Origin of the sequence: Comamonas aquatica (assembly GCF_018064205.1) — a bacterium.
GTDB classification, from domain to species: Bacteria; Pseudomonadota; Gammaproteobacteria; order Burkholderiales; family Burkholderiaceae_C; genus Comamonas; species Comamonas aquatica.
Window position 1 is genome coordinate 3,899,775 of sequence record NZ_CP072916.1, and the last position, 19,505, is coordinate 3,919,279.

17 protein-coding genes are annotated in these 19,505 nt (G+C 54.5%); 6 read left to right on the forward strand and 11 right to left on the reverse strand.

Features of this window, described 5'->3' with window-relative positions:
- Positions 1-2,853: an O-linked N-acetylglucosamine transferase family protein gene (locus tag KAQ61_RS18285; RefSeq protein ID WP_210930074.1), complete on the forward strand. Its 2,853-nt coding sequence runs from the start codon at positions 1-3 to the stop codon at positions 2,851-2,853.
- Between the two features lie 102 nt (positions 2,854-2,955).
- Here KAQ61_RS18285 and KAQ61_RS18290 read toward each other — a convergent pair whose 3' ends face one another.
- From KAQ61_RS18290 to KAQ61_RS18335, 10 genes are all read right to left on the reverse strand, one after another.
- Positions 2,956-3,888 carry an IS5-like element ISAav2 family transposase gene (locus KAQ61_RS18290; protein ID WP_043387407.1) on the reverse strand — a complete coding sequence of 311 codons (933 nt, stop codon included), beginning with the start codon at positions 3,886-3,888 and terminating at the stop codon, positions 2,956-2,958.
- An 87-nt stretch (positions 3,889-3,975) separates the two neighbouring features.
- Positions 3,976-4,737: an SDR family NAD(P)-dependent oxidoreductase gene (locus KAQ61_RS18295; protein ID WP_210930075.1), complete on the reverse strand. Its 762-nt coding sequence runs from the start codon at positions 4,735-4,737 to the stop codon at positions 3,976-3,978.
- A 7-nt stretch (positions 4,738-4,744) separates the two neighbouring features.
- Positions 4,745-5,410 (reverse strand): acetyltransferase, encoded by a 666-nt coding sequence (locus KAQ61_RS18300; RefSeq protein ID WP_210930076.1) that lies wholly within the window; start codon positions 5,408-5,410, stop codon positions 4,745-4,747.
- Positions 5,411-5,412: 2 nt separating this feature from the next.
- Positions 5,413-6,693: an acyl-CoA reductase gene (locus tag KAQ61_RS18305; RefSeq protein ID WP_210930077.1), complete on the reverse strand. Its 1,281-nt coding sequence runs from the start codon at positions 6,691-6,693 to the stop codon at positions 5,413-5,415.
- Entirely contained in the window at positions 6,690-7,763 is a 1,074-nt protein-coding gene (locus KAQ61_RS18310; protein ID WP_210930078.1) for a LuxE/PaaK family acyltransferase, read from the reverse strand. The genes KAQ61_RS18305 and KAQ61_RS18310 overlap by 4 nt, the downstream gene beginning before the upstream one ends.
- A gap of 43 nt (positions 7,764-7,806) precedes the next feature.
- Positions 7,807-8,598, reverse strand: a complete 792-nt coding sequence (locus KAQ61_RS18315; protein ID WP_210930079.1) for a methyltransferase domain-containing protein — start codon at positions 8,596-8,598, stop codon at positions 7,807-7,809.
- 33 nt (positions 8,599-8,631) lie between these two features.
- On the reverse strand, positions 8,632-10,011 hold the full coding sequence (locus KAQ61_RS18320; RefSeq protein ID WP_210930080.1) for an AMP-binding protein: 1,380 nt from the start codon (positions 10,009-10,011) through the stop codon (positions 8,632-8,634).
- 33 nt (positions 10,012-10,044) lie between these two features.
- Complete coding sequence (locus KAQ61_RS18325; RefSeq protein WP_210930081.1) at positions 10,045-10,269, reverse strand: acyl carrier protein; 225 nt, start codon at positions 10,267-10,269, stop codon at positions 10,045-10,047.
- A 40-nt stretch (positions 10,270-10,309) separates the two neighbouring features.
- Positions 10,310-11,419 (reverse strand): DegT/DnrJ/EryC1/StrS family aminotransferase, encoded by a 1,110-nt coding sequence (locus tag KAQ61_RS18330; RefSeq protein ID WP_210930082.1) that lies wholly within the window; start codon positions 11,417-11,419, stop codon positions 10,310-10,312.
- Between the two features lie 262 nt (positions 11,420-11,681).
- Positions 11,682-13,088, reverse strand: a complete 1,407-nt coding sequence (locus KAQ61_RS18335; protein ID WP_210930083.1) for a flagellin N-terminal helical domain-containing protein — start codon at positions 13,086-13,088, stop codon at positions 11,682-11,684.
- 392 nt (positions 13,089-13,480) lie between these two features.
- Here KAQ61_RS18335 and KAQ61_RS18340 point away from each other — a divergent pair, with 392 nt between their 5' ends.
- The 5 genes from KAQ61_RS18340 to KAQ61_RS18360 all read left to right on the forward strand — a co-directional run bounded on the left by KAQ61_RS18340 (position 13,481) and on the right by KAQ61_RS18360 (position 18,673).
- Positions 13,481-14,680, forward strand: coding sequence for a flagellin (locus KAQ61_RS18340; RefSeq protein ID WP_210930084.1), 1,200 nt, complete (start codon positions 13,481-13,483; stop codon positions 14,678-14,680).
- 177 nt (positions 14,681-14,857) lie between these two features.
- A complete protein-coding gene (locus KAQ61_RS18345) occupies positions 14,858-16,033 on the forward strand; it encodes a flagellin (protein WP_210930085.1) in 1,176 nt (391 codons plus the stop codon).
- A gap of 433 nt (positions 16,034-16,466) precedes the next feature.
- Entirely contained in the window at positions 16,467-17,852 is a 1,386-nt protein-coding gene (fliD, locus tag KAQ61_RS18350; RefSeq protein ID WP_210930086.1) for a flagellar filament capping protein FliD, read from the forward strand.
- A gap of 95 nt (positions 17,853-17,947) precedes the next feature.
- A complete protein-coding gene (gene fliS / locus KAQ61_RS18355; protein WP_210930087.1) occupies positions 17,948-18,358 on the forward strand; it encodes a flagellar export chaperone FliS in 411 nt (136 codons plus the stop codon).
- Positions 18,359-18,382: 24 nt separating this feature from the next.
- Positions 18,383-18,673, forward strand: a complete 291-nt coding sequence (locus tag KAQ61_RS18360) for a flagellar protein FliT (RefSeq protein WP_476728541.1) — start codon at positions 18,383-18,385, stop codon at positions 18,671-18,673.
- 423 nt (positions 18,674-19,096) lie between these two features.
- Here KAQ61_RS18360 and fliE read toward each other — a convergent pair whose 3' ends face one another.
- Positions 19,097-19,420: a flagellar hook-basal body complex protein FliE gene (gene fliE, locus KAQ61_RS18365; protein ID WP_042413820.1), complete on the reverse strand. Its 324-nt coding sequence runs from the start codon at positions 19,418-19,420 to the stop codon at positions 19,097-19,099.
- Between the last annotated feature and the right edge of the window lie 85 nt (positions 19,421-19,505).

The following is a 19,505-nucleotide window of genomic DNA, read 5'->3' on the forward strand; positions in this document are numbered from 1 at the left end:
ATGAAAATCAATAATAAGGCTGTGAATGTAGCCCAGACTCTTGAATCCTTGCCGGAAGATGGCATGGAATGTGCCATCTATCTGCAGCAGCAGTGGCGGTTTGAAGATGCACGCAAAAAATACGAGGAATTGCTAAGGGGGAATCCCGAAGATGCCAGCGCTTTGCACAATATCGGGGTGCTATTTTCGGTGCAACTGTTGGAGCCTTCGACCGCATTGCCCTACTTTGAGGCCGCACTCAATATCAACCCAACGCGTCTGCAGTTTTGGTTTAGTTATATCGATGCGCTGATCAAGGCGGATGCTTTGGAAGTGGCCGAACATGTTTTGAGTTTGGCCAGTGGTTATGGGCTCAACGATTTGCAAATTGCCTCGTTTGAGCGAGATATACGCCTGGCCCGAACCACTGTGAACGATCTCGTGGCTGTCGCTTTGAAAAAGGCCGCTCCACTGCCAGAGCCGCAGCCTGTTCAGGCGGTAGCTTCAGTGGGTGACGAGCCAAGCATCGCCGATTTGCAGCAATTGCTGAGCCTCTTCAATCAGAAAAAATATGAGCGTGCCATAAAGAATGCCTCGACTTTGCTGGTGCGATTCCCGACATCGGCATCGGTTTGGCGATTGCTGGCGGAGTCGGAAAAACGTGCCGGGCATTGGCAAAAGGCTCTGGAAGCGTATCGACAGGCTGCATCCCTGTTGCCTGCCGATGCATCCGCCCAGATGCTGTGGGCAGACGCCTTGCTGGGTGCTGGGCAGCAGCATGAGGCAGCGGCGGTTCTACAGAGGATTCTGCGCATGCAGCCTGACTACGCTGCGGCGCATGCAAAGATGGGCCAAGTTTTTCAGGCGCAAGGCGCGCTGGAAGAGGCTGTGCAAAGTTATGCCCGAGCCTTGCAGCAAGAGCCGAACAATCCAATTTTTCTTGAAAAATTTGGCGCCACTTTGCGCTTGCAAGGTGACCAAGACGGTGCCTTGGTCTGTTTTAAAGCCGCTGTGGATGCAAGTCCAAATTCTGCAGAGTTATTGGATGCCTATGGTGTTACCTTGCGCAACCAAGAGCGATTAGGGGCTGCGGAAAATGCTTTTAGGCAAGCTTTAAAAATTCATCCTGGCTACACCCAGGCGCTGCGCAACCTGTGCCATTTATTGGAAGTGCATGGTCGATTTGCCGAAGCCGAAGCCGGTTTGCTGCGCTGTGCAGAAATCGACAATGAAAGCCCGGAAAGCCTGTATGAAATTGGCCGTAACCTGGTGCAGCAGAAAAAAGAAGATGAAGCATTGGAATGGCTGCGCCGTGCAATCAAAGCCCAGCCAGATTACGCTGCGGCCCATATTACCCTTAGCGCTGCATTGAATGCCACCGAAGATCCCTTGGCAGCTATGGAGGAAATTAAGGCCAGTATTAAAGTCTTGCCCAATATTCCGCACTTACATACCAATTTAGGGATTGTGAACCTTTCTCTTAGCCGCGCTGATGATGCGATTGCATGCTTTCGCAAAGCATTGAAAATTGCGCCTAACTTCTCCCATGCCCGCAGCAGCATGCTGTTTGCCCTGAGTCATAGCACCAAAATCACCCCCGAAGAGCTGTACCGAGAGCACCGTGCTTACGGTAAATTGATTGAAGAAGAGGTGAAAGGCAAGGAATACACCACCTACACCAATAGCCGTACCACCGATCGGCCTCTAAAAATAGGCTTTGTTTCTGCTGACTTAAGGAATCACGCGGTAGCTAAATTCGTCATTCCATTCTTTGAAGAATTGCATAAGCGACCAGAATTTATTACCTATGCCTATTCCAACCACGGTGCAGTGGATGAATCAATGCTCGCTATCCAAAAAAATATGGATGTTTGGCGGACGGTCGTGCAATGGTCAGACGATAAACTGGCTGAAAAAATTCGAGAAGACCAAATTGATATCTTGGTAGATATGAGTGGCCATACTGCTGGAGATCGACTGAAGATTTTTGCACGCCATCCTGCTCCAGTGCAAATGACGTGGCTTGGATATCCTGGAACGACGGGGTTGAAAGCAATGGACTATCTTGTGACGGAAGAGAGTTTGTTGCCGGGGGAAAATATCAGTCCCCAGTTCACTGAGAAAATTATCAGACTGCCACGTGCATTTTCTTTTGATGGAAAAAGTACGATACAACCTGTTGGTGCTGCTCCCTGTATAGAAAATGGTTTTATTACATTTGGCTCTTTTAACCGACTTAATAAAATCAATAGGGAGGTGATTGCTTTGTGGTCAGCAGTATTACGGGCTGTTCCTGACTCCCGTTTACAAATGGCGGCAATGCCAGCTAATGGAGCTCCTGAAGAGCTATTGGCCTGGTTCCAGGAAGAGAGTATTTCTGAAGATCGATTGTATTTTTACCCGCGTTCTGGTTTTTCAGAGTATCTCAAGTTGCATAATCAGGTTGATTTATGTTTGGATACTTTTCCATATACTGGTGGAACCACCACACTCCATGCATTGTGGATGGGAGTTCCGACATTGACTTTGGCCGGAAAAACTTATCCAAGCTATCAAGGTGCTTTAGTGGCTCATCAAGTAGGGCTTGAAAAATACTTAGTGGCACGAGATTTTGAAGACTTTATTCAGAAGGCTATTTTTATGGCTAAAAATAAAATATTTTTAAATATGATTAGAAAGAATTTGGGAAAATATTTAATTAAAAGTAATAATGAAAAAATATCTCAGATAGTTGATGGTTTTACTAAATCATTTTTAACGGTTTGGTCAATGTGGTGCTCTGGTAGCAAACCAGGGAATATAAAAATAGATGATGAAAGTATAGATTTTAATAAAGATTTTCCCGATTGGGAAGAGTTTTTTAAATTTATTTAGGGAAACTCTGCAAAACTCGATTTCAAGCGTGATAGGGCGTTGTTGCATGGCTTTGTTGCATAAATCGGCCATAGGCCAAGGCATCCCCAATCCCAAATAGATTTACGCAGCAGCGACTGTCTGGGGCGTGCCCAGAGCGGTAAATTGATTGAGGATTGAAGCTCGGATGTGCAGCTCGGTCACCTGGCGCTCAAACGTCCTGGCCATGACCTTCTCGCCCAGGCGCTTGAAGCAATTCATCTTGGTCTCCACCAGTGACCTTCGGTGGTAGCCGCTCCAGCGTTTCCAGATAGCCCGCCCCAACTGCCTACACGCCTTGACCGCTTCATTGCGGTGAGCAAATGCCAGCCCTTTGCGCAGCTTCGCTCCTTTGCGCGGCGGGATGATTGGAATGGCTCCCCGCAGGTAGCACGCCTTATGTACATCCTGCGTGTCGTACGCCCCATCACCGGTAAAGCTAGCTATCTCTTCATTGCTTGGAATTTGACCTAGCAGGTCTGCTGCCATGGGCGAGTCGCCCACTTCATTGGTTGTTACTGCGATGGCCCGAATCTGCAGTGTCTGGGCATCAATACCCAGATGCACCTTGCGCCACTGGCGGCGGCGCTCGGCACCGTGCTTTTTGGTTTTCCACTCACCTTCGCCCAAGAACTTGATGCCCGTGGAGTCGGCCAGCATGTGCAAGCCTTTGTCACTTGCACGGTAGCGCACCTGCACATCCAAGCTCTTTTGCCTGCGACACACCGTGCTGTAGTCGGGCACTGGCCAATGCAGGCCTGCCATACCCAATAGCGACTCAACCAGGCCCAGTGTCTGGCGCAAGGGCTGGCCAAACAAGCACTTGATGGTCAGGCAAAACTGGATGGCCGCATCTGAGAACTTCTGGCAACGACCACGCTTGCCCGTGGGCCGAGCTAGCCACTGCATATCCCTATCGAGCCAAATGGTCAGCTCACCTCGCGCCTTCAACGCTGCGTTGTAAGCCTTCCAGTTCGTTGTGCGGTACTTAACCCGACCCCAGCTCGTCTCTCTCATCTCCCGAGCCTACCTCAGCTGCGACCGGCATTTGTGCAACAACGCCTACGGTTTATTATGATTAATTATGTATCAAGTTATATTCATCTAAATTGCCATTCCCCCGTCAACTCCAATTACTTGACCGGTTACATAGCTAGCCATATCGCTGGCTAGAAACAGCGCTACGTTGGCTACCTCTGCGGGCGTACCGATACGCCCCATTTTGATAGAGGCTAGCCGCTCGGCGAACTTTTCCGGGCCGATGGAGCGCGCCATGTCCGTGTCGATAAAGCCGGGGGCAATGGCGTTGACGCGGATGGCCTGCGGCGCAAGTTCCTTAGCCAGCGATTGAGTGATGCCAATCACGGCCGCTTTGCTTCCGCTATACACAGCCTGGCCTACATTGCCTGTGCGTCCAATGATGGAGCTGACATTGATGATGGCGCCCCCGCCTGAGCGCGCTATCAACCGGCTGGCGTATTGGGCGCAGTAAAGCGTGCCAAAGGTGTTGGTGCCAAAGGTGTTCTCAATCTGCTGCGGCGTGACCATGCCGATCAGCGCATCGTCCAGGACCCCTGCATTGGCCACCAGAGCGTGTAGCTTTTTATGGCTGCGAAAGACGGCCTGAAACGCATCGCGCACGCTGTGTGGGTCAGCCACGTTGCAGGCGATGGCTTCTACCTGCGCATCAGCCTGGGCGGTTCTAATCTGCGTGCAGGCTTGCTCCAAGGCCCCCAGGGAGCGCCCCATCAAGATGACATGGGCGCCAGCCTGGGAAAACGTTTGCGCGGTTGCCAAGCCAATACCGCGTGCTGCACCGGTGATGACGGCGACTTTTCTATCCAGAAGTACGGGTGGGATGGACATGGGATTTTCAGATTCGTGGAGCAGTGCGGTTGTCAAGGACTAGATACTGGCCGCGGCTAGAGATGATTTTCCGATCTGGCGTGGATTGTTTGACTGGGGTGTGTGCGTCCACCACACAGTTCGAGCCCAGCACCACTTTGGGGAACAGCGTGGCACGTGTGCCCATGAACCCGCCTTCTCCTAGTGCTGAATCTCCGCTTAAAGAGCAATAGGGTGATAGCACCGAGTGCGCGCCAATACGTGCACCATGGCCGACGCTACAAAACACGTTGACGGCAACGTTTTCTTCTATATGGGCACCAGCGTTGACGATGCTGTTGGGGCAAATAATCGAGCCCTCTCCAATGGTGGCAGTGTCAGCAACCCATGCCGTGGGGTGAATGTAGGTCAGCCAGTGGGCTCTGCGTCCTCGCAGCAGCTCCGCAATCTTGCGGCGCGCGGAGGCGCTGCCGATAGCAATGGTGACAGCATCGCCGAGTCGGGGATGGTAGTCCTGAATGTTGCCGAAATACAGCGCTTGTGGGATTTTGTGTAGCACTTCGCAGCCCGGGCCATCGTTCAGGATACCAAGCAGGGGGCGCTGTGATGCTTCTGTGGCGGCCAAATCGGCGGTGATGTAGCTATACATTTCCAGGCCAAAGCCCCCGCCTCCAGCGATAAGAATGCGTGACATAGTTAGCTTCCTTGGGGTGTTGAGTGGGCTTGGGGTGGAAGGCTGATTTGGCGGGTGAAGGCGGTAAACAAGTCCACTCCATCCCAGACCGGTGCAAAACTCAGTGCCTCGCCAAATGGCACGATACGGTCGATGGCACGGGGCGGCAGGCTGTCTACCAAATCCAACAACTCAGCGCGGTTAAAGCCCAAAACAGTCAAGGTTTGTTCCTTGTCGCTTAGTTGTGGGGCCAGTTCGTGAAGGTGGTTCAGGTGTTGTTCCAAAAACAGGCCGTTGCCGCAGTGCAAGTTTTTCATGCCAATGCTCAGCGGTTGCTCCAAAGTCAGGCGCAAGAAGGGGTATGCGCCGTCGGTTTGCTCTGGGCTGGGGTGTGCCAGCGCCTGTGCTGCCAGATCAAATGCCGCGCCTAGTCTGGCCATGTGCATAGCGGCGGTGTTTTCTGGCTGCATGCGCGCTACTTGGCTTTGCACCGCAGCCCAAAAGCGTTGCTGTGCCTGGGCGCATTCGCTGGCATGGCCGACCCAGGCCAGCAGCCGGGGGGATGAGCAGGCTTGCTGGGCAAACCAGAAGGCATCGTTATAAAAGGCCGCGGCCTGTTGGTGTAGCGCGGCATCATCGAGTGCCAGCACGGTAGGGGCGTTGATGGCGGCGGCAGAAAAGCGATCGGGAAAGCATAGTTCCGTGGCACTGGGGCGCAAGGGAATGGCGCGGATGGCGGCCACGGTGGCATCGCCACCCCAGACTACGCGACACATGGCGGCTGCGGAGATGGTGTGTGTAACCGCCTCATCGTGCGGGTAAGTCAGCAGCACCACGCGCCCGACGATGGGGTGTCCCGCTGCCTCGTCGGCCAAGGTTTGCTGCAACACGGCCATGATGAAATCGAATTGGGTCGAAGGTTTTTGCGATACCCGTACCCAGTTGACGTTGCCTGCCAGTAGTGCAATCAGCCACGAGTACATGGCAACCGAGTCCACATTGGCTGGAGCTAGGTGAAACACTAGGCCGCGACCGCGCACTATGGCATCTGTCAGCGTTGGGCGGGTTTGCTCCAACTCGCGTAGGCGTGCGGCGCGAAACCAATGCGCCAGTGCGGCTAGTTCTGGGAATTCGCGGATGCGTGGGTGGGTCAGCAGCTTTTGTGAGAACTTGCCAACAAAGGTGACGGCACGCGGGTCAAACGGCTCCCAGGCGGGCAAGGCACTGCTGTGCGCAAGCGCATCCGGCAGGCTGGAGTCAGGGCGTGCACCCAGGAAAAAGGTAATCTTCGGCATCGCGTTCATGCTGGAATGGTCCTGGTATCGCTGCAACCGCGCAGTTCTGTCTGAGGCAGACGACCAAGAACGGAGAAGTAACGCCCGTGACGGCCACAGGGGCAATCGTCCTCGCCGTGCAGCACGCCCAGGTCTTCCGTCAGCAGGGAGTGGCCGGGGTAGCTCACCGGTAGAGCACTCAGGACTTGCACTGCGCCTTCGCGCCCAGGCGGCAGCGGCTCCAGCGTCAGCGGGTCGCGCACAATGACATCCGCAAATGCCGGGGCGTGCAGGTGCCCGTGCTCGCATTCCATGAAGATGGAACCGACCTGCTCGACCATGCCGTAGTAATTGAAGATGCGCTCCAGCCCCAGGTACTCGCGCAACAGTGCCTTGAAGGTGGCGTTGTCTACCTGCTGGTCTTGCAGGCGCTTCCAGCCGCCGCCGTGAATCAGGGTGCTGCCGGGGCCAAAGTCCAGTTTGCGACCTTGTGAGATGACGGCTTGCAGCAAGCGTTGCCAGACCACGAAGGTAAAGCCGAAGACCAGAATCGGCGTGCCCCGGTGCTGGGTCAAAAAATCTTGCAGTGCGTCGATTTGTAGGTTCAGGTCGGCATCGAGGCAGTAGTGGTGTTGTCTGCCAAAGACCGAAAACCCCAAGATACCCGCCGCCCGCGCATTGAAGCGGCTGCGGTCTTTAAGTAGGTCGGCACTATCGACGATCACCATCGGCAGGCGCTGCTTGCCCAGAAAGCTGGTCATGATGGCCGTCAGTGCCCGCGTCTGGCGCAACGATGTTTCACGATCTAGATAGATGCGTGAGACGGCCTGGCCCGTCGTGCCACTGGAGGTAAGCGTTTTAATGATGCTGCTCTGCTCGCAGCTCATCAGATCTTGGGTTTTGAAAAGGCGCACCGGTAGCCAAGGCAGATCCTCGCAGCAGGTGGCTGGGGCTGTGCCAAACATACGTTGGCGCATGTTAGCGTAAGACAGGCAGTGCTGAGCATGCCATGCTGTCAATGCGTTCAAGGCATCCCGCAGCAGGGGGGATTTGTTTGCTGCCCTCAGGTCGTAGGGTGGGATTTCCGGTGTAAGGGCCATACGTGGAAAATCCGGTGTGGCTTGAGGTGGTTGCGTGACGCTATCACTTCCAGTAATCAACGAAATCCTCTTTGAAAATGAAGGTATTGCCGCTATCACCTGCTTTCTTCAGGCGTAGCCGGATACTTGCAGCATCCTCTTTGAACCAGAGCCAAAGTCTTGATTCAAGATGGTACACAGAGCAGGTGTAACCCCATTGCCTGAATAGCAGTTGCATGCTGCGGTTGGTGTGGAATGCGCAATGCACGGGTAGTAGATAGAACCAAGAGGGATCTGGGGGAATCTCTTCGCATACAAGGGTGTGCAGTCCCATTACTCCCTGCGGGGATATTAATCGTTCAATTGCATCAAAATGCTCTCTGCAAGTGAGATGCTCGAATACCGAGGTGGTCAGCAAAAAATCAAACTTACCTGCTTCTAATTCCGATTCTTTTAGGTAATCAGATCTGGCAGGCATATAATGCTCGTATTTTAGTAGTTTTAAATCCCTTTGCTGCAAAAGTTCGGATAACTTGCCGTCTCCACAAGCGTAATCGAGCCAGCGACTTCCCTTTTCGATGAGTCCAATTTGTGCTGCACATTTCAGCATGTCAGCCTGCGCCTCCAGTCTAGAAATCCATTTTGGATCATCAGGGTTGGTTTCTAAATTTTGATAGGTGGCGTGATATGTAACATTGAGTCGCTCCCATGCTTGGGGCGATAGTTCTACATGGGTTTTGGAAATGACAAAGCCGCACTGCGTACAACGCCAGTAATCGACGGTTCCCAAGTTGTAGTTATCAAAGACCTTAGAAAAATAAAAATTGGTTCTGGACTTGCAAATGGGGCAATTCATAGATTCAGCAGGCAAAATAAGAAAATTTCCATGTTATGTATCAGCCATTAGGGCAGAATAGTCTTTTTTGCCGTTACTCAGAATCGGTAGGAATGGCACCAGTCTGAAGCGGCAAAGGCTGTGGTGAATGCCGAACTGGCTGGTCAGCCATTGCCTAGTGGTTTCCAACAGTGTCTCATCCATTGTTTCCAGCCAGATGACTAGGCGCTCATCGCGGCCCGCAACCATGACAGGCAGCTCCAGCTTGTTCTGTAAATGCTGCTCTACTTCATCCAGACCGATGCGGTTACCTGCCAGCTTGACGAAACGCTTGAGCCTTCCGGTAATGTAAAAAAACCCCTCCTCATCTTGGCATGCCATATCCCCGGTACGCAGCAAGCCTTGCTGCTCGTCGTTCTGAGCTAGGTCTGCACGACTGGTGGCATAGCCCAGCATCACGTTGGGGCCTTTGTAAATTAGTTCGTCATTGGTCGGGTCAATGTGTAGGTGCCCGCCAGGAATAGCAATGCCGATGGAGCCAATTTTCTCTGCCAGCCTATGTGGCGGTACAAAGCTGATGCGTGCCGTGGCTTCTGTCTGTCCGTACATGACGAAAAAGCGCCAACCTCGTGCATCGGCCAGTTGGGAAAATGCGCGAATTAACTTGTCATCTAGCCGCCCGCCTGCCTGAGTCAAGGTGCGTAGTGAAGGAAATTCCTGCCGGTTAAAACCTGTGCGCCACAACATTTGGTAGATAGTAGGTACTCCTGCTAGGGAGGTGATGGCTTGCGTACGAATAGTTTGGGCAAACGTAGGCGCCAGCACGCTCACATCACTCAGCGCCAGACTGGCCCCGACGTGTAAATGGCTATTGATGACGGACAGCCCGTAGGAGTAATGGGGTGGCAGCAACGTTAGCGCCCGATCATCCGAGCTTAGCTCCAAGTACTGGGCAATGGCTGCAGCATTGGCCTGGAGATTATCGTAAGACAGGCGTACCAGCTTAGGACTACCCGTGCTGCCCGAGGTACTCAGCAGCAATGCCAGTTCAGGGGCCAGTGCAGTTGGATGCTGGGTGTTGGGTGCTGGGTGGGCGATTGGTAAGTCTGCCCCTCTCAAAAGAGGGGCCTGAAGGTGCTCTCCCATGATCCAGTCAGGCTGGTAATGAGCTTGCAGGCTGTCGGCCAGGTTCGCAGCCATGCCAGCAGGCAGGAGCAAGGGCACATGGCGAGCTTGCAGGCAGGCCAAGTAAGCAATCAGGCTGGGCAGTGTATTGCTGATAAAGAGCAGCCCCAGTTGGCGTGTACCCAGGCAACGCAGGTGCATTGCACCTGCTGCCACCCGCGCTGCCAGCTCACCATAGCGCAGGGCTTGCCCATTGGCATCTATGGCAGCAATGCGGTCGGCATCTTGCGCACAAAAACTCCAGAACATTATTGAATTTGAGAGTCTTGAAAGGGTTAGGTATCAAAGATATTTTTTAATAATCTCTTTGGCCTTGGAGAAACTGTTCATATCAATGACGTCTTCAGCATCCATCATGATGTCAAATTCTTCTTCAATAGCAGCAACTAAGGCCATGTGTGCAATGGAGTCCCATTGAACAATGGTGGCATATTTCAAATCATCATGCACATCATTGATTCTGATATCTAGGCTGGATGCAAAAATTTTTCGCAGTTTTTCTTCCATTTGGTGCTTTCCTTGTGTATATGTTTGAGGGGTGAGGTTTTTAAGGTTTTTTTAGGATATTAATAATATTTTCCTGGGTGGTGCTTTTTAATTTTGGATAAATAGGAAGGCATAACACCTGCTCTGCCACATGGCTAGCGGTATTGACATTGGCTGGGGTGGCAGAATGTAGCCCCCTATACATAGGAAATTCTGAAATCAACGGATAAAAATAACGTCTTGCATAAATTCCATGGGCCTTAAGCTTTTCATACAGCTCATCACGGCTCAATGGGTACTCTGGCCCGACAAGAATCGGAAAGTAAGAGTGATTGGCTACGGTCTGATGGCCTTGGGGCAGGCAGCTGATGCCTGGCACATGGGCCAGTTGCTCGCGGTAATAGGCATCAATTTCGGCCCGGCGCTGCATGACATGGGGCATGTGTTCCAGCTGCAGCAGGCCAAAAGCGGCGTTGATTTCACTCATTTTGGCGTTGATGCCTGGAGCGACAACGGTGACCTCGTCCACAAAGCCAAAGTTTTTCAGGTGATCAATGCGCTGTTTGGTTTTGGCATCGTGGCAGATGATGGCGCCGCCTTCAAAGGTGTTGAAGACCTTGGTGGCGTGAAAGCTCAGTACCGATAGGTCGCCGTGGCGCAAGATGCTGCCTCCGGCATCTTGCACGCCAAAGGCATGGGCCGCGTCGTAGATGACGCGCAGGTTGTAGTTGTCGGCAATTTTTTGAATCGCTGCGGTATCGCAGGGGTTGCCGTAGCAGTGCACGGGCAGGATGGCGGTGGTTTGCGGGGTGATCGCCGCTTCGATTTTGGCGGGGTCCAGGTTGAGGGTGTGCGGCTCGATATCGACAAACACGGGTGTGCAGTTTTGCCACAGCAACGCGTGGGCCGTGGCAACAAAAGAGTAGGGGGTGGTAATCACTTCCCCCTTAATGCGCAGCGCTTGCAGGGCGGTAATCAGGGCCAGGGTGCCGTTGCTAAACAGGCTGATGTGCGACACCCCCAGATAGCGGCACAGTGCTTGTTCGAGTTGCTGGTGAAAGGGGCCGCCGTTGGTCAGTACTTTATTGGCCCAGATTTGCTCCAGGTAGGGGATGAACTCCTCCAAGGGGGGCAGGTAGGGCTGGGTAACGTAGATTTTTTCTGCTGCCATGGCATGGGGGCGCCTTGCGGCGTCATAGGGTGGACGTTCGCAACAAGCGTAGCAGCACGTATTCCTGGCAAAAGGGCAAGAAGACAGGGGAAAGTAGAAGTGTTCTGCTATTGGGAACCGGGGAATTTCTCTGCCGCGCCACCAAAAAAAGCTACTCACGCCTGCATCTTCTGAGTTCCAGATGACGAGATCTGAAAGCCAGAGAAAACACGCGTGAGCAGCTATTTGGTCGCGCCGGCCTGGTTGGCGCCGTTTTAGATGTTTAGCCCTGTAGCAGCTGCAGCACGTTTTGCGGAATTTGGTTGGCTTGGGCCACCATGGCGGTGCCGGCCTGTTGCAGGATTTGTGTGCGGCTCAGGTTGGCAGTTTCTTTGGCAAAGTCGGCATCGATGATGCGACCACGGGCGGCAGACAGGTTTTCTACCTGAATGTCGATGTTGTTGACCGTGTTCTCAAAACGTGCCTGCACCGCGCCCAGCGTTGCGCGCGCGCTGTTCACCTGATCGACCGCGCTGTCAATTTTTTTCAGCGCAATCCATGCACCGGCCTGGGTGGTGACGTCAATGCTTTCAATGCCAATTTTGTCTGCATCAACTGGCTCGGCAAAGGCTGGGTCTGTGCCATCGCCGTCGATGCCCGTGCTGGCAACATTAAAGCCATACATCTTGACTTCTGCTGCAGCAACACCGTCATAGGCAAGTTTGCTGGACATCAACTCCATTTTGTAAGTGCCATCATCGTTTTTGGTCAGATATGCGGTGACACCTGTGTCTGCGGTTTTTGCGTTGACGGCTTCCACCACTTGGCCAATGCGCTCGGCGCCGTTGCTGGCTGGAGGAAGCGAGCCAAGGTCGATCGCAATGTCACCGACAGCGATGGCCATGCCGTCCCAGCCATAGCGCGCTGCTTGGGCTTGAGCGACGCCATTGCGCGCTGCAGCGACGTCTGCGGGGACTTGAGGGCTGGCTGCCAAGGCTGTGTTCAATGTTGTTTGTGCTGTAGCGATGGCTGTATCGGCGGTGGTTTTGGCCGTTGTCAAAGCGGTTTCCTCAGCAGGAGTGGCAGGCGGTACAGGCACTGCTTTGTTATAGGCGGTTATGCCTGTCGTTTCGTTGGTATCAATCGGATCAACTGTGGTGCTGGCGTAGTTGATGGCCGATAGCTTGGCGGCGCGCGTATCGGACAGCGCACCCAGCGTAATGTTGTCGCCGGAATTGGCGCCCACCTGAAATACGGCGCCCGCAAAGCTGCCGTCCAAAATTTTGGTGCCGTTGAAATTGGTTTGCTTTGCCACGCGGTCAATTTCGGCGCTGAGCTGGCTGACTTCGGCTTGCAGTGCCTTGCGGTCGCTGGCGCTATTGGTGGCGTTGCCGGCTTGCACGGCCAGTTCACGCATGCGCTGCAGCATGTCACCCACTTTGCCCAAAGCGCCTTCAGCAGTCTGTGCCAGCGAAATGCCGTCATTGGCATTGCGCGAGGCCACTGTCAGACCTTTGACTTGCGTATTCATACGCTCGGAAATGGCCAAGCCTGCCGCGTCGTCCTTAGCGCTGTTCACGCGCAGGCCCGAAGACAGGCGCTGCATGGTCGTGTTCAGGGACTGCCCAGAGAGCGTCAGATTGCGCTGAGCGTTGATCGAGGCGATGTTCGTATTGATTGTTGCAGCCATTGCTGTGATTCCTTCAGTTAGGCAGAAAACGGAGGATGCGAGTTGCTTCGCGTCACCTAGAAACCATGGGCGCTGAGAGGCGGACAGGCAACAGGAGCGATGGAGGCATTCTTTCCTGCCAGCCCTACTGGTATTGCTGCAATAAGCGTGGGGTTTGGGGCTCTTCTTGTGGTTTTGTAGGGTGTTTTGCTTCATAAAAGATAGCATCAAGTTCTTTTTGAACGGGTGTTGAGGGCTACTTTTTATAAAACTGCTAAAGATTCCTCAGCAGTGCCCGATAAACCATGTGTACGCAGCAGGCACCACATGCCGCAACGGCCCACAGAGGTCAGGCAGCCTGGATGCGACAAGCAAAACTTGTTCAAACACTGCCCGTTTAAAGGAATCGCACCATGGCCATGACCATCAATACCAATGTTGTCTCGATCAACGCTCAGCGCAATCTGGGTTTGTCGGGCGGCTCGCTGTCCACCTCCATGCAACGTCTGTCGTCGGGTCTGCGCGTCAACAGCGCCAAGGACGATGCCGCGGGCCTGGCCATTGCCGAGCGCATGAGCACCCAGGTGCGTGGTTTTGCGGTGGCCTCGCGCAATGCCAACGACGGCATCTCGCTGGCGCAAACTGCGGAAGGCGCCTTGGGCAAGGTGGGCGACATGCTGCAGCGCATGCGCGAGTTGGCGGTGCAATCGGGCAACGCCACCAACAGCAAGAGTGACCGCGAAGCGCTCAATGCCGAGCTGGTGCAACTGCGCGATGAGGTGGATCGCGTGGCCAAAACCACCAGTTTTAACGGCAAAAAAGTGCTGGACGGCAGCTTCACCGGTGGCGTGTTCCAGGTGGGTGCCAACTCGGGTGACAACATCACGGTGGGGGCTTTGGCCAATACCAAGGTGGATCAGCTGGGTAAAACGGAGTTTGGTACAAGTTCCGTTACCGGTATTGTTGATGCTTCTAAAACAGCTGCAGCCAACAATATGACCAACGCCGATGTGATCATCAATATCACCGGTGCCAACAAGGTCAGCGCACAGGTGACGATTGCCAAAGATGAGAACGTAACCGGTGATGAAGCACTGGGCCGCGTGATTCAGGCGATTAACTCCAAAACGGCAGACACCGGCATCGTGGCTTTTCTGGCCGATGACGGTAAGTCCATCCAATACCGTGCTGAAAAAGATGCTGATGGCGTGCTGGCCAGTGCTGCTATCGCTGTGTCTGGTGCGGCGGCTGGTGTGACGGCGCTGTTGGCACAACCCACGACTGCCAACACCGACCAAACCGGTATCCACAAAATGGACATCAAAACCCAAGCGGGTGCCTGGGAGTCGCTGCAGCGCATTGACAACGCCATCGACAAGGTCAATAGCGCCCGTGCGAACCTGGGTGCCATCCAGACCCGTTTTGAAAAGTCGATCGAGAACATCGACATCATGCAAGAGAACATTTCTGCAGCACGGGGCCGTATCACGGATGCGGACTTTGCCAAGGAAACGGCCAACCTGAGCCGCACGCAAATCCTCCAGCAGGCTGGCACCGCCATGGTGGCCCAGGCCAACCAGCTGCCACAAAACGTGCTGAAGCTGCTGCAGTAAACCGACCAATATGCCTAGCTGGGTGGCAGCCTCTTCATCGGTTACCGGGCGGGCATGAGCGAAACGGGCAGCGTAAGCTGCCTGCAAAAAAAGCCTAGCTCAAGCATTTGGAAAGCATATTTCAAAGCTTGGGCGAAGGTGTATCACTGAAGGTGAATCCTAAGAAGGGGAATCAAAATGGGTATGTCAATTAACACCAATGTGGTGTCCATCAACGCCCAGCGCAACCTGGGTCTGTCGGGTGGTTCGCTGTCCACTTCCATGCAGCGTCTGTCGTCGGGTCTGCGCGTGAACAGCGCCAAGGACGATGCTGCGGGCCTGGCCATTGCCGAGCGCATGAACACCCAGGTCAAAGGCCTGGCGGTGGCCTCGCGCAATGCCAACGACGGCATCTCGCTGGCGCAAACGGCCGAAGGCGCTTTGGGCAAAGTGGGCGACATGCTGCAGCGCATGCGCGAACTGGCCGTGCAATCGGGCAACGCCACCAACAGCAAAACCGACCGCGAAGCGCTGCAAGCGGAATTGAAGCAACTGCGCGATGAAGTGGACCGTGTGGCCAAAACCACCAGCTTCAACGGCTCCAAGCTGCTGGACGGCAGCTTCACCGGTGCGGTGTTCCAGGTGGGCGCCAACTCGGGCGACAACATCACGGTGGGGGCGCTTGCCAATACCAAGGTGGATCAGCTGGGCAAGGCCAACTATGCGGAGGCTGGGATTGCCTCTCCGTCGATCGCAGGCACCATGATGACGGGCGCCACACCGATCACCGTGACCATTACCGGGGCCGATGGTGCGTCGGCAGCGGCAACCATTGCCAATTCGAGCGATGCAACCGATAAAGAAGCATTGGGCAAAGTGCTCCAGGCGATCAACTCGAAAACTGCCGATACCGGAGTGACTGCCTTCTTGGAAGATGGCGCGGTTAAGTTCCGTGGCACCATCAAAGATGGTGGTACCTACCAGGCGATCAACGTTGCCTTGAGCGGTGGCACCTCTGCATCGCTGGGAACCCTGACGGGTACCACCCAAAAGAACACTGTGGGTATTCACGATGTGGATATTGGTACCCAAAAAGGTGCGTGGGATGCGCTGCAGAAAATCGACAGTGCCATCAACAAAGTCAATACCGCCCGAGGCGAGCTGGGTGCCATCCAGACGCGGTTTGAGAAAACGGTGGAAAACATCGACATTCAAAACGAGAACCTGACCGCTGCCCGGGGCCGCGTGGTGGATGCCGACTTTGCGCAAGAAACCGCCAACTTGAGCCGTACGCAGATCCTGCAGCAAGCGGGCACTGCCATGGTGGCCCAGGCCAACCAGTTGCCCCAGCAGGTGCTGAGTCTGCTGCGTTAAGTGGCAGTACGGTCTGCCGGCCTCTACAGGGTGGCAGACCGAGGATAGTTTTGCTTTTGATGGCAGCCGCCAGGTGTCTGGTGGCTGCCTTTTTTCTTTTCTATTGCGCGATGCATGCCTCGAATGCCGGCAGGATGCTCTCGGCAAGTCGGGGCAGAGTGTTTGCGCAGTCGAGCCCTGCTGCTGTTGCTGGCGGCAAGGCGTATGGCCTAGTGGATGATGTGGGTGCGGTCCAGGCTCAAGTTGGCGCGGCGGCTGCCGATAAAACGGTATGGCCTCTTGAGGCCGCTGGCTGCGTGGGCAGGTCACCTGGATTGGCGGGTGCTAGAGGTTTTGTTTGGGCTTTTGCGCGAACGCCAATCCGACGACAATCAGCTTGTTCTACGCGTGATTTGGGTCATTGCGGGTACTTAATGCAACAGGAGTCTTCATCATGGCAATTTCATCGGCAGGTATCGGTAGCGGGTTGGACGTTGCCAAAATCGTCGAGCAGATGGTGACTGCTGAAAAAATACCGCTGAAGAAGCTCGAATCCAAGGCCGAAGGCATTCAGACCCAGATTTCCACCTACGGTGAAATCAAATCACTGACCTCTAAGTTGGGGGATATCGTTTCCAAACTGACCCGCGACAGCGCGTGGAATGGGGTGAATATTTCCTCCAGCAATTCCACCATCTCTGGGAGCATGACGGGGATTGCCGCGCCGGGAACTTACAACATTCGAGTGACGAAGTTGGCCCAGGCGCAGACCACGGTGATCGGGGGGGCGGGCGCCGCGGCTTTGGCCAAAGACGAAACGATGGGGGCGTCTGGAAAACTCACTCTCAAGAAAGGCGTGGGTGCGAATGAGGTGGTCAAGGAGCTGGATATTTCCAGCTCGGATACGTTGACCAAAATTGCTGCCAAGGTCAACGAGGCCGGCATGGGGATTCAAGCCTCGGTGGTGACCGATGTGGATGGTAAGGAGCGCCTGATGCTGCGTTCCAAAGACAGTGGAACCGGCAATAGTTTTACGGTTGGTATTGACCTGGCTGACCCGGCTGACCCGACTTTGAAGAAGCTGGGGCAGACAAATTCGCAGCTTGCCCAAAATGCGGAGGTCGAGCTGAACGGGGTGACTGTGAAGTCGAACAGCAACACGTTTGCCAACACGATTCCGGGGATGTCTTTCTCGGTGTCGGAGATCACCACGAATTCCGCGACCATGACGGTGAAGACGGATACCGAGGCCATCAAGAAGAGCTTGCAAGAGTTTGTGGATGCGTACAACGAGCTCAACGATTTGCTGTCTAAGTCGACCAAGTACACCGAGGAGACCAAAACCGCAGGCGTTCTGCAGGGTGATAGTGCAACGGTGAGCTTGCAAAACACGTTGCGGATGTTGACCCAAGGTATTTCTGGTAGCACAGGAGCGTTGACACGTCTTTCCGATATTGGCATTCAAATGCGTGAAGGTGGCGGTTTGACGGTGGACAGCACCAAGCTGGACAAAGGCTTGGCGAATGTTGATGACTTAAAAGCCTTGTTTGCCAACAAGGCCAATAGCATGGGTCAAGGAGGGGGGATTGCCGTGAATTTCAAGGCGGTGACGGACAAGCTGTTGGCATTTGATGGCACCTTGAATTCGAAGACCGACTCGCTGGAGCGCACACTCAAAAGTAATGGCGCCGAGCAAGACAAGGTGAATAAACGTGCAACAACCTTGGAAGAGCGTCTTTATAAACAGTATTCGGCGCTGGATGGCAAGATGTCCTCGCTGAATGCCCTGAACTCCTACGTCTCGCAGATGGTGACGACGTGGAACAAGTCCTCGAGCTGATTCGGGTACCAGGTTATTTTTCGGATTTTTAGAGTTCGTGCGTGTGGCTGTGCAATCCAAGCAGAACGCGTCCGAACTAGTGTAAGGAACAACACATGTTTTCTTCTGCAGGCTACGGGGCAGCGAATGCCTATCGTCAGGTGGGGGCTCACTCGGGTGTCGAGAACGCTTCCCCGCACCAACTGATCCAGATGCTGTTTGATGGCTTGTTCCAGTCGCTGAACGCGGCGCGTGGCGCCATTGAGCGTGGCGAAGTGGAGGAAAAAGGTCGCCACATTTCCAAATCTGTTCGCATTTTGCAAGAGGGTTTGGTCATGGGGCTGGACCTGGAAAAGGGTGGTGAATTGGCGGCTAATCTGAAGCTGCTGTATGACTATTCTGTGGCCCAATTGACCAAGGCAAACATCCGCAATGATGTGGCATTGGTGGAAGACGTTATCAAGGTTTTGCAGCCCGTGGCGCAAGGCTGGAAAGAGATTGGAACCGCAGCCAACCCCGTGATGTGAGGGGGTGCTGTGCAGGAGAACAGATTGCTCGATTACTACAAGGCCATTGAGGCCAAGAGTGCCGAAATGCTGGCAGCAGCGATGCAGCAAAACTGGGACTGCGTGGTGGAGTGTGAGAAGTCGTGCGCCGTGCTGATTGGCGAGCTGCGTGTGCAGTCGCAGGAGCTGGTGCTGACGCCGGCGCAGCGCAAGGAAAAGACACGCATCATGCAGAGCATCTTGCGCAATGACGCGCAGATTCGGGTGCTGGCCGAGCCGTGGTTGGCGACGCTGGAGTACATGGGCAAGGTGCCGGCCAGCTCGGTGTTGCACTGAGGTGAGCGCTGCGTCCTGCTAGGTAGTTAAGTCCTTGGTGGGGACACAAGCCGCATGCTGCAAGGCATGCGGCTTTTTTCATGGGCTCGCCCGGGGCAGTCAGATCTGGGTGTTGGTGTGGTGTGGTTGGTGCCGCTGAAACCACCAGGATCTGGCGCTAGTGTTTTTGATAGCTGCTAGCGCTGGTCTATGAAGAACTTCAAGGTATTAATGACCTGAATGGCCCGATGGATGTGCGCGGTGCGCTCATCTTTTCCGGGCTGAAAGGCCTGTGGACCTGCTTGCGTGGCGATGGGCAGTGGCCAGGTCTGCGCGCAAAAAAGACCGCAACCCGTGGGGTGCGGTCATCAAGATTTTTTGAAGGGGCGAGCGTTAGGGCGGGGCGCAGGCCGGGGTGGCCACTCGCCCTGCACAGGCAGGTGCTCAGACCTGCATGTTCATGACATCGGTATAGGCCTGCACCAGGCGGTTGCGCACATGCAGGGTGGCTTGGAAGCCGATTTGCGCCTTCTGCATGGCCACCATGGTTTCTTCCAGGCTGACCGAGGGATTTTCCATCTGCACTTCTTGCTGCAGGTGGCTGGAGTGGTTCTGGGCGGCGCTGACGGAGCGCAGCGCGTTTTCGAGGGCGTGGCTGAAACCATGGCCGTCTGCTTCGGCCTGCTGCACAGGCTTGGTCAGGCGTTGGGCCATATCGCTGGAAATGGGTGTCAGCGCAGAGTTGGTGCTTTGCAGGCGCAGGTCCATGGTGTTCATCCCTAGGTTGTTCTTGATTGATGGCGCAATCGTAGGCAAATGCAAACCTGGCATCTGTGCGAATAAATGGGGAAAC